The organism is Leifsonia sp. NPDC058194 (genome assembly GCF_042883605.1).
In the GTDB taxonomy this organism is placed as follows: domain Bacteria; phylum Actinomycetota; class Actinomycetes; order Actinomycetales; family Microbacteriaceae; genus Leifsonia.
Map to the genome: position 1 here is coordinate 749,380 of NZ_JBHVVL010000001.1, position 13,433 is coordinate 762,812.

The window sequence follows — 13,433 nt, forward strand, 5'->3', positions numbered from 1 at the left end:
CTTCTTGCCGCCTCGGTGGCGGTCAGGAGGCGATGGTCGCGGTGAGGTCGGCGAGCTCGGCCTCGCGGTCGGCGCGGTCGCGCGGGGCGCCGGGGATGCCGGGGCGCTGCTGCCACGGCATCGGGCCGTCCGCGCGGCGGTACTCGACCCCCACGGCGTCGAGCCGCTCGAGGTGGGCGTCGAGCCGGGGCGCGAACGCGTCCCACGACCGCTCCCCCGCGGCATCGGCGGTCCACAGCGCCTCGGCCAGCGCCGCCAGCCGCGGGAACGCGAAGTAGTCGAGGCCGCGCGGCTGGTCGATGTACTCGGTCCACAGGTTGGCCTGGGCGCCCAGCACGTGCCTCCGCTGCTGTGGCGTCAGCCCGGACGGCACCGGGTCGAGCTCGTACACGTCGCGCACCGTCGTGACCGTGACCAGCGGGATGGGCTCCTCCGGCGACTCCGACTGCCGGTAGTTGAAGTACAGGACGCGGTCGGGGCAGAACACCACGTCGTGCCCGTGGCGCGCGGCAGCGACGGCACCCGTCTCCCCGCGCCAGCTGGCGACGGTCGCCCCCGGCGCGAGTCCGCCCTCGAGTATCTCGTCCCAGCCGTACGACCGGCGGCCCCGGGCGGTGAGGTGCTCGTCGATCCGGCGGACGAACCAGCTCTGGCCCTCCTCCTCCGACGCCGCACCGATCTCGCGCAGCCGCTCCTGGGTGCGCGGGTCGGCACGCCACTGGTCCTTGCGGCACTCGTCGCCGCCGATGCCGATGTACACCGAGGGGAACACGTCGACGACCTCGTCGAGCACGTTCCGGAAGAACTCGACCGTCGACTCCTCGAGGTTGAGCACGTTGCGGCTGATCCCGTAGCGGGTCCAGACCTCGCGCGGCTCGTCGCCTCCGGCCACTCCGAGCTCGGGATACGCAGCGATCGCCGCCTGGACGTGCCCGGGCGACTCGATCTCGGGGATCACCGCGATGCCGCGGGCGGCGGCGTAGGCCACGATCTCGCGCAGGTCGTCCTGCGTGTAGAAGCCGCCGTGCGGGCGTCCGTCGGCCGGGGCGTCGGGCCCGAAGCCGACCTGCGACTCCCGTCGCCACGCACCGACCTCGGTGAGGCGCGGATAGCGGTGGATCTCCATCCGCCAGCCCTGGTCGTCGGTGAGGTGCAGGTGCAGCACGTTCATCCGGTGCATCGCGAGCAGGTCGACGAAGCGCAGGATGTCGTGCTTCGGCAGGAAGTGCCGGGCCACGTCGAGCATCATTCCGCGCCAGCGGAACGCCGGGCGGTCCTCGATCAGGCACGCGGGGGCCGCCCAGCGGATGTCGTCGAGCGCTCCGCGCCGATACACCGCGGAGGGCAGCAGCTGAAGGAACGTCTGCGCTCCGTGGGCGAGCCCGGCGGCCGAGCCGGCCCGGATGCCGACGCCCGACGACTTCACGTCGAGCCGGTACTCCTCCTCCGCGAGGGCGGGATCGGCGGCGAGGGTGATCGCGCCGACGCCCTCGCCGCCCGTCTGGTCGGCCAGCGGCAGCCCTGTCGCCGCCGCGAGCTGCGCCCGGAGCCACGCCGCGATCGGCGCGCCCGCCTCGTCGGCGACGACGCACGTGCCGGTGCCGAGCACGAAGTCGCCCGGGTGCTCCTCCACGCTCGCAGGGCACGGGAGCAGCCGGTCGACGAGAGCCCCGCTCATCGCTCGGCGCGCTCGGGACGCGCGGGACGCTGACTGCGCACCGCCTCGTACGTGAGCCGCAGGGACTCGGTCATCCGGTCGTGCATCTGCTGGGCCACGCGCACGAAGAGGAAGTCGACGAGGGCGAGCTGGGCGATGCGGCTCGACATCGCGCCCGAGCGGTAGAGGCTCTCGCGCGCCTGCGTCGTCAGCACGTGATCGCTGACGCGCCCGATGCTGGAGTCGGGGAAGTTCGTGACGGCGACCGTGGTCGCGCCCGCCGCGTGCGCGACCGAGAGCGCGTGACTCGTCTCGATGGTCTCGCCCGAGTGGGAGAACCCGATGGCGACGTTGCCGGGCTTCTGCAGCGCGGCCGACGCCAGCGCGAGGTGCGAGTCGACCGAGCAGAACGCCGTCAGCCCGATGCGGGAGAGCTTCTGCTGGAGGTCCTGGGCGGTGAGGCTGCTGGAGCCGACGCCGTAGAGGTCGATGCGCTCGGCGGCGACGATGGCGGAGACGACGCGGTCGAGGGCCTCGAGGTCGAGCTCGCGGGCGGTCTGCTCGACGGCGAGGGCGTCCTGGTAGGCGATCTTGGCGACCACCTCCTGCACGCTGTCGGTCGGGTCGACCTCACTCTCGGTGAGCGCGAACCGCTCGCGCGCGGCCTGCTCCCGGCTGGTCGCGGCGGCGACGGCGAGCCGGAACTCCCGATAGCCGGTGAACCCGATGCTCTGGCAGAACCGGGCGATGGTCGCCTGGGAGGCGTCGCACACGGCGGCGAGCTCCGAGATCGTCAGGTCGACGACGTGCTCGGGATGCTCGATCACCACCTGGGCGATGCGCGCCTCCGTCGCACTCAGCCGCGGCACCGCCTGGCGGACCGCGGAGAGGACGTCAGCCACCATGCTCGACCCGCGCGGTCTCGGAGAGGGCGTCGCGCAGCCGCCCGCCGTGCTCGGCGAGGAGCCGCACGGCGGCATCCGCGTCGAGGGTCGTCTCGCTCATCAGGATCGCCGCCTTAATCCACCCACCGGTCGCGTCGAGCACCTCCGCTGCCTGCTGCGCGTCGGTGCCCGTCGCCAGCATAACGGTCCGCTCGGACCGGGCGCGCAGCTTGGCGTTGGTGGCCCGGAGGTCGACCATCAGGTTGCCGTAGACCTTGCCGAGCCGCACCATCGCGCCGGTGCTGATCATGTTGAGGACGAGCTTCTGCGCGGTGCCCGCCTTGAGCCGGGTCGAGCCGGTGAGGATCTCGGGTCCGACGACGACCTCGATGCCGACCTCGGCGTCCCGGCCGAGCGGGGAGCCCGGGTTGCAGGCGAGTCCGACCGTGAACGCGCCCGCGCGACGGGCCTGGTCGATCGCACCGAGGACGAACGGCGTGCGTCCCGATGCCGAGATGCCGACGAGGGCGTCGAGCGGGCCGATGGTGATCCCGCGGACCGCCGCACGTCCGGCCTCCTCGTCGTCCTCCGCGTTCTCGACGGCGGTGTGCAGTGCCTCGGGGCCGCCCGCCATCAGGCCGACGACGAGCTCAGGAGGGGCGCCGAACGTCGGCGGGATCTCGCTGGCGTCGAGTACGCCCATCCGGCCGGCCGTTCCCGCGCCCGCGTAGATCAGGCGGCCGCCGCGGCGCATCCGCTCGGAGACGCCGGTCACGGCGGCGACGATGCTCGCGCTCTCGCGCGCGACGGCGACGGGCACCTCGGCGTTGGCGACGTTCATCGCGTCGACCAGCTCTTCGATCGACATGATGTCGAGGTCGCCGGTGGAGTCGCTCACCGCCTCGGTCGCGAGCGTCCCGAGCGTCTCGCGGAGGTCGGCGAGGGGATGCGGCTCAGCCACGGATGGTCCTTTCGTCGGTGCGTCGGTCACCTGCCACCGCCAGGGCGGGGTCGGCGGCCAGTGTCAGCCCGGCGACACCGCGCAGGCGGCGGCCGGGGACGGAGTCGGGGGCGAGGGTCAGTCGGCCCAGGACGCGCGCGCGACCCGCTGGGGTTCCCGGGAGGTCGGCGGGCACGCCGTGCCAGCTGAGGAAGCCGACGAACGCGAAGAGCAGCGACTCCTTGTGGTCGGCGTCGATGCCGAGCGCGTCGCTGCTCGTCACCGCGACGCCGTGCAGCCCGAGGACCGCGGCGAGGGCGCGCATCAGGGCCGGGTTGCGGGTGCCTCCGCCGGAGACGATCGCCCGGCTCGGGATGTGCGACGACGACGAGCGCACCGCGTCGGCGACGGTGCGCGCCGTCAGGGACGTGAGGGTCGCGACCAGGTCCGGGAGGGCGGGCTCGGCTCCCACCCGCGCGGCCGCCGCATCCACCAGCGCAAGGTCGAAGGTCTCGCGGCCGGTGCTCTTGGGCAGCGGGGCCGAGAAGTAGGGGTGGTCGAGCAGCTCGCGCAGCAGGCGCTCGTCGACCCGGCCGGTGGCGGCGAGCAGGCCGTCGGTGTCCTGGCCCTGGCGTCCGCCGGTGGCGCGGGAGACGGCCGCGTCGATGAGCGCGTTGGCCGGTCCGCTGTCGAAGGCGATGAGGCCGCCGTCCGGCTCGACGATCTGCACGTTGGCGATGCCGCCGAGGTTGACGGTCGCGACGGGGCGCCCCTCGCGCGCGGCCTCGCCCGCGAGCCACGCGCGGTCGAAGAGCCCCATCAGCGGTGCGCCTTCGCCGCCGGCCGCGATGTCGGCCGACCGCACGTCGGAGAGCACCGGGACGCCGAGTCGTTCGGCGATCCATGCCGGCTGGCCGACCTGGAGGGTCCCGCGGGCGTGTCCGTCCTCGACCCAGTGGTGCAGGGTCTGGCCGTGCGAGACCGCCAGCTCGACGCCGCCGGCCTCCTCCGCCGCGACGGCCGCGGCCTCCGCGAACTCCTGCCCGGCGAGGGTGTCCATCCGCACGAACTCGGCCGGCGTCAGGCTGCGGCCGTCGACGGCGGCCAGCAGCAGGGCGCGCGTCGCGTCCGACCAGGCGACGGTGCGGGCGACCACAGGGGTCAGCCGCACGACCGGCCGATCGCTCTCATCGACGGGGTCGATGTCGACCACGGCGACGTCGATCCCGTCGACGCTGGTCCCCGATTGCAGCGAGAGGATCCTCATACCGCCACCCCCGTGAGCGTCTCGGCGACGACCGCGGCGGTCGCACGGCTGGAGCCGTAGGTGTCGAGGCCGGGCAGCACAAGAGCGTCGGGAGCCGGGAGCCCGGTGTTCACGACCACCGCCGAGGGACGCGCGACGGCGAGGATGCCGAGGGCGCGGCGCTGCGACGATCCCGGCTGCACCGCGTCGACCAGGGCGATCACGGCGCCGTCCTCAGGAATCTGCCCGAGGGCGTCGCTCATCACCGCGACCGCGTCGCGCGTGCCGAGAGGCCCGGCGACGACCCGTTCGGCGCCGAGAGCGACGCTGAACGGTTCGGCGGTCGAGGCGACGGCGGCACTGGCCCGGTCGCGCAGATCGAGCACGACGCGGTCCCCGGCCGGAACGGAGACGGAACCGCGCACGGCGATCGCCTCGCGGACGACCCGTGCCGTGTCGAAGGCTTCGCCGTCGTCGCTGGACGCGCCTCCCGCGCGCGACGCCGCCTCGGTCCACTCCGAGAGTCCGGCGACCGAGCGGGACGCGCGTTCGAGCGCGGCGATCGGCAGCGTTCCGTCGTCCACCGCCGCGAGGAGCGCGTCGCGCACCTCCGCGTAATCGTCGAGATCGCTCGTCGAACCGTGCTTGGGGCCGAGGTCCGAGGGGTTGCCGATGCAGAGCAGATCGGCGCCGGCGAGGATCGCCCGCACCGCGCCGGCGCCCGCGCCGAACTCGGCGCGGATGGCGGCCATGTCGAGCGCGTCCGTGATGATCGTGCCCGAGAACCCGCGCTCGCGCAGCATCCCGAGCACCCGGGGGTCGAGTGTGGCCGGGAGGTCGCCGAACGCGTCGACGACCACGTGCGAGGTCATCACGGCGGCGACGCCCGCGTCGATCGCGGCCTGGAACGGCGGCAGGTGCTCCGACTCGACGACGGCCGCCGGGAGGGTCACGTGCGGCAGCCCCAGATGCGAGTCGACCGCGGTGTCGCCGTGACCGGGGAAGTGCTTGACGCAGGCGGCGATGCCCCCGGCCTGGATGCCCGCCACCATCGCGGCGACGTGCCGACCGACCAGCTCGGCCGTCGCGCCGAAGGCACGGGTGCCGATGACGGGATTGCGCGGGTTCGTGTTGACGTCGGCCACCGGCGCCAGCGCCACCGTCGCACCGGAGGCGCGCACGCGGCGCGCGAGCTCGACGCCCGCCGCACGCGTGATCGTGGTGTCGTCGACCCGGCCGAGCTGCGATGCGCTGGGCAGGGTCGAGCCGGTCGCGGCCTCGAGCCGGGTGACCGGTCCGCCCTCCTCGTCGATGCCGAGGAGGACGCCGGGGCGCGCCTCGCGCAGCCGTGCGGAGAGGGCGGGCAGCTGGGCGGCGTCCGTCTGGTCGATGTTCTGGCCGAAGTAGACCGCGCCGGCGAGACCCTCGTCGAGGGCGTGCAGCAGCCAGTCCGGTGCCGTGCGCCCGCTGAAGCCGGGCCACAGCACGCTCGCGACCAGCGAGCGGACGCCGGGATCGGAGCTCGCGCTCATCCTGCCTCCCCTAGCCCTTCACGGCGCCGGCGACGAGGCCGCTCGACAGGCGGCGCTGGACGAGCACGAAGAACACCATGACGGGGATCGTGATGATGGTCGATGCCGCCATCACGTAGCCCCACTCGTTCGTGTGCTCGCCGAAGAACTGCTTGAGGCCGATCGCGACGGTGTAGTTGTCACTCGCGCCGCCGAGCAGCGTCATCGCGAAGATGAACTCGTTCCACGCGGTGATGAACGAGAAGACGCTCGTCGCGACGAGGCCCGGCATCACGAGCGGCAGCAGCACCGAGCGGAACATCCGCCACCAGCTGGCGCCGTCGAGATACGCGGCCTCCTCCAGCTCGACCGGGACGGCCGCGACGAAGCCGCGCAGCATCCAGATGCCGAAGGGCAGCGACAGCGCGACGTACACGACGATCAGGCCGAGCAGCTGGTTCAGGAGGCCGAGGTCGCGCACCTGCACGAACAGCGGGATGACGAGCGCCTCGAGCGGGACCATCTGGACCGTGAGGATCATGAACAGCATCGCCGTGCGGAACTTGAAGTTGAAGCGCGCGACCGCGACCGAGGCCAGAAGGGCCAGCACCGCCGAGATCACCACGACCGCGACCGCGACGATCAGCGAGTTGCGGAGGAAGACGTCGAAGCCGCCCTTGGTGAGCACGTACGCGAAGTTGTCGAACGTGAACTCCTGCGGCACGAGCGACTGGCCGCCGCTCGACGCGCGCTTGTCGAACGCGCTCGACAGCATCCAGTAGACGGGGAAGAGCGTGAAGACGAGCAGCAGGGCGACGAGCACGCCCTTGCCGATCCTGCCGCCGACCGAGCGCTTCACAGCTTGTCCTCCTTGAGCATCGTGCGGACGTAGACGACGGTGATCGCGAGCAGGACCAGGGTCAGGAGCACCGCGATCGCGGACCCGAACCCGTAGCGGTTCTGACCGAACGACTCGACGTACGACCACACGCCGAGGTTGAGCACCTGGCGGTTGGAGCCGGAGCCTCCCGGCATCAGGTAGACCTGCGCGAAGACCTTGAAGTCCCAGATCGTGGACAGGATGATCACCACGGCGAAGACCTGCTTGAGCGACGGGACGATGATCGAGAAGAACCGGCGGACCGCGCCGGCCCCGTCCATCGCGGCCGCCTCCAGCATCTCCTTCGAGACGCCGAGCAGCCCGGCGAGGACCGTGATCGCCACGAACGGGAAGCCGTGGTGGATGATGTTGAGCAGCACGATGCCGTAGAACGTGAACGGGTTGGTGAACCAGTTGAACGACTCGTGCATCAGCCCGAGGTTCTTGAGCACCTGGTTGACGATGCCGTTGTCGGCGTCGAAGATCCAGACCCAGACGTAGGTGCCGGTCACGGCGGGCATCGCCCAGGCGATCATGATCGCGCTGCCGACGATGGTCCGCCAGGTCGGGCCGAGGCTCTGCATCAGCAGGGCGACGAGCGTTCCGAGGGCGACGGTTCCGGCGACGGACAGGATGGCGAACACCACGGTGTTCGGCAGCGCGACCGTCCACAGCGTGGAGTTGCCGAAGATCTCGGCGTAGTTCTCGAGGCCGATGAAGTTCGTCTTGCCGCTGACGATCTCGCGCAGACCATAGTCCTGCAGGGAGATGATCACCACGCGGATGAGGGGCCACAGCAGCAGCCCGGCGAGCACGACCAGCGCGGGCGCGAGCAGCAGCCACGGCCGGCTCACGGCGATGAGCGAGCGCTTGCGCTTCGGGGCGGGGGCGCCGGGGCGCCGGCCGCGCGCGGTGCGCACGGCCGGCGTCTCGGGACGAACGTCGATGGCCATCGGGCTACTTGTCGTTCAGCAGCTGGGTCATCTCCTTGGCCGCGTCGGTCGTCGCCTGGTCGACCGTCTTCTGCCCGGAGAGGATGGACTGGATCATCGAGTTGGTCGTCTGCTTCGCCTGCACGGCGCCGAACTGCGGCGTGACCGGCACGGATGCGCCGCCGTCGACCATCTGCGTGGCGAACGGCTTGACCAGCGGGTCGTCCGACTCCATCGCCTTCTTGACCAGCGAGTTCAGGCCGGAGAAGTAGCCGGTCTGCGACGCCCACTCCTCGGCGAACTTGCCGGTGGTCATCAGCTCGACGAACTTCCAGGCCAGATCCTTGTTCTTGGCCGTGTTGAAGACGCTCAGGTGCGAGCCTCCCAGCACGGAGGGGCTGATGCCGCCGTCCTTGCCCGGGATGGGCGTCGCGGCGATCTTGCCCTCGAGGTCGGGGGCCTTCTGCACGATCGTGGCCGGGGTCCAGGAGCCCTGGATGGCCATGGCCACCTTGCCCTGGTTGAAGTTGTCGAGCACGTCGGTCTCCTTCCAGGTGGTGGCGCCGGAGGTGGAGAAGCCGTACTTGGTGGCGAGGTCCGTGTAGAACTGGATGCCCTCACGCGACTTGGCGCTGTCGAGACCCGAGGTCCAGGTGCCGCCCTTCTCGGTGGCGACCTGGCCGCCGGCGCCCCAGACCCACGGGTACACGCCGAACTCGGCGGTGCCGGGCACGGCGAAGGGGATCATGTCCGGCTTGGCGGCCTTGATCTTCTCACCCGCGGCGACGATGTCGTCCCAGGTCTTGGGAGCCTCGATGCCGAGCTCCTTGAAGACGTCGGCGCGGTAGACCAGCGAGCGGACGCCGGCGTACCAGGGCATGCCGTAGAGCTCGCCGTCGTAGGTGCCGGACTCCTTGAGGCCCTTCACCAGGTCGTCCTCCAGGCCGGCCTTCTTGACGTCGTCGCCGATCGGGGCGAGGGCGCCCGCGTCGGCGAACTCCGCGGTCCAGGTGGTGCCCGTCTCCGCGACGTCCGGCGTGGTGTTGCCGGCGATGGAGGTGACGAAACGGTCGTGCGCGTCGGCCCACTGGACGAACTGCACGTCGAGCGTGGCTCCGGTCTCCTTCTTGAACTCGTCGCCGACCTCCTTGAAGAAGGCCGTGGAATCGGGGTTGGTGCCCTGCATGATCCACACGCTGAGCTTCTGGCCCTTCGCGTCGACCGAGCCTCCATCGCCGCTGCCACCGCTCGAGCAGGCCGTGAGGGCCAGCGCGGCGATCGTGACTGCGGCGACGGAGAGGTAGCGCTTCTTCATGGTGCTGTCTCCTCTTCGAAACCGGGAATGTGTCGATGGACGCTGGTGCGTCCGGTATGAAACTATCCTTCACACATCGGTGTGTGCGTGCAAGTTATTTCCACTCTACACATGTAAAAGGTATGTAACAGCCCAGGACCGAGGCCGTGGAACCGATCTCAGGCGATGCTGACCTGCCGCAGGAACGCCGCCGCCGCCGGGCTGGGCTCCTCTGCCGCCGCCACCGCCACGTTCCACTTCGGCACGTCGCCCGACAGGGGAACGGCACGCAGCAGGTCGGGGCGCTTGCGCGCGAAGCTCGTCGGCACGACCGCCACCCCGAGGTCGTAGCCGACCAGGTCGAGCAGCGGGTGCACGTCGTTGACCTCCATCGCGGGGCGGTAGTCGAGACCGGCCGCCGCGAACGCCCGGCGGGTCAGAGCCTGAGCGCCCCACCCCTCCTGGAACCCGATCATCGTCTCGCCGCGCAGGCTCTCGATCGGGAGACTCTCCTCACCGGAGTAGCGGTGGTCGGGGTGACAGAGCACGAGCAGATCCTGCGTGCTCAGGCGGCGCAGCCGCACCCCGGCCGGAGTGTGGCCGGTGTCGACGACGAGGGCGACGTCGACCTGGCCGTTCCCGACGGCGTCGACCAGGTCGACGGAGCCCGTCTGCCGGAGGCGCACCTCCACCCCCGGGTTGGCGGTGCGGAAGGCCGCCAGCTCGGCCGGGAGGTCGACGGAGCCCAGGCACGGCTCCGCTCCGATCGTCAGCCGGCCGCGCTGCAGCCCGCGCACCGCGGCGACGGCGTCGCGGGCGGCCGCGGCACTGGCCAGCGTGCGCACCGAGTCGGCCAGCAGCGCCTGGCCGGCGGTCGTGAGCTCGACGCGTCGCGTGCTGCGGACGAAGAGCGAGGTCCCGAGCTCCTGCTCGAGGGAGCGGATGGAGGCGGAGAGCCCCGACTGGGAGATCTGCAGGAGCTCCGCCGCCCGGGTGAAGTGCCGCTCCTCCGCGACCGTGACGAAGTGCTCGAGCTGACGCAGTTCCATTCAGCAAGGATACTGCTGAATGGATCACCCTCCATCTGCTCGAGTCATGCGGGCACCGGGGCGGCGTCCCGCGTCAGCGGTCCTCAGCGCACTCCGCGCATCATCCGGAGCACCCAGGGGCTGAGCAGCGCGAGCACGGCACCGATCGCGACCGCGACGCCGCCGATGATCCCGAAGTAGATGCCCTCCGTGGCCGGAGCGTACAGCTTGGCCAGCTGCCCGGCCATGGCCGTCCCGAGCGCGACGGACAAGAAGTAGAGGGCGACCATCTGAGCCTGGAAGGCACGGGGGGCGAGCTTGGTGGACGCGGACAGCCCGACCGGGGAGATCAGGAGCTCGGCGACGGTGAACGCGAACAGGATGCCCACGATCGCCAGCAGCGGCGTGCTGTTCTTGCCACCGCCGGCCCAGAACAGGAACAGCCAGAAGGCCAGCCCCATGAGGATCGTCCCCGCGGCGAACTTCAGGGGCGTCGAGGGCTGCTTGTCCCCCCACTTGGTCCAGATCGCGGCGAAGACGCCCGAGAGGATGATGATGAAGACCGGGTTGATCGACTGCACCCACGAGACGGGGAACTCCCAGCCGAACAGGTTCCGGTCGAGTCGCTCGTCGGAGTAGATCGTGAGCACCGTGAACTGCTGCTGGTAGAGCGACCAGAACGCCGCGTTGGTGATGAAGAGCGGGATGAAGGCGACGATGCGGCTGCGTTCCTCGCCGTTCACCAGCCGAGACGACAGGATGACCGCGAAATAGGCGACGGCGGCCGCGATCGTGAGCGCGATCACCACGAGGGCGAGGTTCTGCGCCGTGATCACGCCGGTGAGCACCAGGGCGAGCACGATGACCAGGCCCGCGACGGCGATCCCGATGACGAGGGGGTAGCGCTTGGCCGGGAGCGGGTTCGGAATCTGCTTCGCCTCGGCCGGGAGCCGCTTGCGGCCGATCGAGTACTGGATGAGCCCGATGGCCATGCCGACGGCGGCGAGCCCGAATCCGTAGTGGAAGCCCCACGTGGTCTGCAGGAGCCCGGTGAGCAGCGGGCCGAAGAACGCGCCGAGGTTGATGCCGAGATAGAAGAGCGAGAATCCCGCATCCCGGCGCGAGTCGTGCTCGTCGTACAGGGTGCCGACGATGCGGGTCGCATTGGCCTTCAGCCCGCCGCTGCCGACGGCGACGAAGATCAGGCCGACGATGACACCCGCGAACCCGGGAAGGAGCGCCAGCGCGACGTGGCCCGCCATGATGACGACGGCGCTCCAGAACAGCACCCGTTCCGACCCGAAGAGACGGTCGGCGAGCCACGCTCCGAGGATGGTCGACAGGTAGACCGCGCCTCCGTAGGCGCCGACGATCCCCGCGGCCGTGGCCTGGTCGACCCCGAGGCCGCCCTTCTCCGCCGAGTAGTAGAGGTAGATGAGCAGGATGCCCTGCATACCGTAGAACGAGAACCGCTCCCACATCTCCACGCCGAAGATGTTCGCCAGCGCACGGGGCTGGCCGAAGAACCCGTGGCTCTCCCTGTCGTCCGGCCGCGGTGCCGGCTTCAGTTCGCTGGTGTCGCTCATGCCCACATGGTCCCACCGCGCCCCTGCATGCGGGAGGGCGTGTCACCCGAATGAATGCATTCGGCGAGGGCCGTCTGCGCGGGATGTCATCCCGCCCGGAGCTCCGTCAGCACCTGCTCGAGCTGCTCCACGGCCCAGTCGAGGTCGGCCGGGTCGATGACGAGCGGCGGCGCGAGCCGGATCGTGGATCCGTGCGTGTCTTTGGCGAGCACGCCGCGCTCGAGGAGCAGCTCGCACACCTCCCGACCCGTCGCGAGGGCCGGGTCGATGTCGATTCCCGCCCACAGTCCGGCGCCGCGCACCTCGAGCACGCCGTGCCCGACCAGCCGTCCGAGCCCGGCGTGGAGCCGCGCGCCGAGGAGGCGGGCACGCTCCTGGGGCTCGCCGGTCGCGAGCAGAGCGACGACCGCGCGCCCCACCGCGGCGGCCAGCGGGTTGCCTCCGAACGTCGAGCCGTGCTCGCCGGGGCGCAGCACGCCGAGCACCGCCCGGTCTCCGACGACCGCCGACACGGGCACGATGCCGCCGCCCAGCGCCTTCCCCAGCAGATAGAGGTCAGGGACGACGCCGACGAGATCGCAGGCGAACGTCGCGCCGGTGCGGCCCAGTCCCGACTGGATCTCGTCGGCGATGAAGAGGACGCGGCGCTCGTCGCACAGCGCCCGCACGGCGGGCAGGAAGCCGGCCGGCGGGACGACGATGCCGGCCTCCCCTTGGATCGGCTCCAGGAGGACGGCGACCGTGTCGTCGTCGACGGCGTCGGCGAGAGCGGCGATGTCGCCGTAGGGGACGGACCGGAAGCCCGGCGTGTACGGCCCGAAGCCGTCCCGGGCGTCCGGGTCGTCGGAGAAGCTCACGATCGTCGTCGTGCGGCCGTGGAAGTTGCCCGCCATCACGATGATGTTCGCCGCGCCGTCCGGCACCCCCTTGACGCGGTATCCCCAGGCGCGCGCCACTTTGATCGCCGATTCGACCGCTTCGGCGCCGGTGTTCATCGGGAGGATCATGTCCTTGCCCGCGAGTGCGGCGAGCTCGTCGGCGAACGGGCCGAGCTGGTCGTTGTGGAAGGCACGGCTGGTCAGCGTGATCCGTTCGAGCTGCGCCCGGGCCGCATCCAGCAGCACCGGGTTCGAGTGGCCGAAGTTGATGGCCGAGTACGCCGCGAGGCAGTCGAGGTAGCGACGGCCGTCGACATCGGTGACCCACGCCCCGTCGCCCTCCGCGACGACGACCGGGAGCGGATGGTAGTTGTGGGCGGTGTGCGCGTCCTCGCGCTCGATCGCCGATTCCTGGCGCGCACTCGGAGCGAACGCACGCGGGTGGACGCGGTGGGCCACGGTCTCTCCGTCGCTCGTTGTGGGCGTCATCGCCATCCTCTCCGCGGTGGCCCGAGGGCATGGCCCGGGGACAGTGCCCGGGATGGGATACCGGATAGTGTCACACACGAATGTCGGCGATTGGATGCGTTCTCACGC

At 71.1% G+C, this 13,433-nt stretch carries 11 protein-coding genes; all 11 read right to left on the minus strand.

The annotated features are described in order from the left end of the window. Window positions 1-22: 22 nt before the first annotated feature. Window positions 23-1,678 carry a beta-N-acetylhexosaminidase gene (locus ACFVU2_RS03545; protein ID WP_387871076.1) on the minus strand — a complete coding sequence of 552 codons (1,656 nt, stop codon included), beginning with the start codon at window positions 1,676-1,678 and terminating at the stop codon, window positions 23-25. Then, entirely contained in the window at window positions 1,675-2,562 is an 888-nt protein-coding gene (locus tag ACFVU2_RS03550) for a MurR/RpiR family transcriptional regulator (RefSeq protein ID WP_387871078.1), read from the minus strand. Before ACFVU2_RS03550 ends, ACFVU2_RS03545 begins: the two co-directional genes overlap by 4 nt. After that, a complete protein-coding gene (murQ, locus tag ACFVU2_RS03555; protein WP_387871081.1) occupies window positions 2,552-3,502 on the minus strand; it encodes an N-acetylmuramic acid 6-phosphate etherase in 951 nt (316 codons plus the stop codon). The genes ACFVU2_RS03550 and murQ overlap by 11 nt, the downstream gene beginning before the upstream one ends. After that, on the minus strand, window positions 3,495-4,748 hold the full coding sequence (locus ACFVU2_RS03560; RefSeq protein ID WP_387871084.1) for an anhydro-N-acetylmuramic acid kinase: 1,254 nt from the start codon (window positions 4,746-4,748) through the stop codon (window positions 3,495-3,497). Before ACFVU2_RS03560 ends, murQ begins: the two co-directional genes overlap by 8 nt. Next, window positions 4,745-6,259 carry a glycoside hydrolase family 3 protein gene (locus tag ACFVU2_RS03565; protein WP_387871086.1) on the minus strand — a complete coding sequence of 505 codons (1,515 nt, stop codon included), beginning with the start codon at window positions 6,257-6,259 and terminating at the stop codon, window positions 4,745-4,747. The genes ACFVU2_RS03560 and ACFVU2_RS03565 overlap by 4 nt, the downstream gene beginning before the upstream one ends. A gap of 10 nt (window positions 6,260-6,269) precedes the next feature. Then, on the minus strand, window positions 6,270-7,097 hold the full coding sequence (locus ACFVU2_RS03570; protein ID WP_387871089.1) for a carbohydrate ABC transporter permease: 828 nt from the start codon (window positions 7,095-7,097) through the stop codon (window positions 6,270-6,272). Continuing rightward, entirely contained in the window at window positions 7,094-8,071 is a 978-nt protein-coding gene (locus ACFVU2_RS03575) for a carbohydrate ABC transporter permease (protein WP_387871092.1), read from the minus strand. The genes ACFVU2_RS03570 and ACFVU2_RS03575 overlap by 4 nt, the downstream gene beginning before the upstream one ends. 4 nt (window positions 8,072-8,075) lie before the next feature. Then, complete coding sequence (locus ACFVU2_RS03580) at window positions 8,076-9,365, minus strand: sugar ABC transporter substrate-binding protein (protein ID WP_387871094.1); 1,290 nt, start codon at window positions 9,363-9,365, stop codon at window positions 8,076-8,078. 158 nt (window positions 9,366-9,523) lie between these two features. After that, on the minus strand, window positions 9,524-10,393 hold the full coding sequence (locus ACFVU2_RS03585) for a LysR family transcriptional regulator (protein WP_387871097.1): 870 nt from the start codon (window positions 10,391-10,393) through the stop codon (window positions 9,524-9,526). Between the two features lie 83 nt (window positions 10,394-10,476). Further along, window positions 10,477-11,958, minus strand: coding sequence for a peptide MFS transporter (locus tag ACFVU2_RS03590; RefSeq protein WP_387871100.1), 1,482 nt, complete (start codon window positions 11,956-11,958; stop codon window positions 10,477-10,479). Between the two features lie 86 nt (window positions 11,959-12,044). Beyond that, the gene (gene rocD / locus ACFVU2_RS03595) at window positions 12,045-13,325 is read right to left on the minus strand and encodes an ornithine--oxo-acid transaminase (protein WP_387871103.1); all 1,281 of its coding nucleotides are present in this window, start codon (window positions 13,323-13,325) and stop codon (window positions 12,045-12,047) included. Window positions 13,326-13,433: the final 108 nt, after the last annotated feature.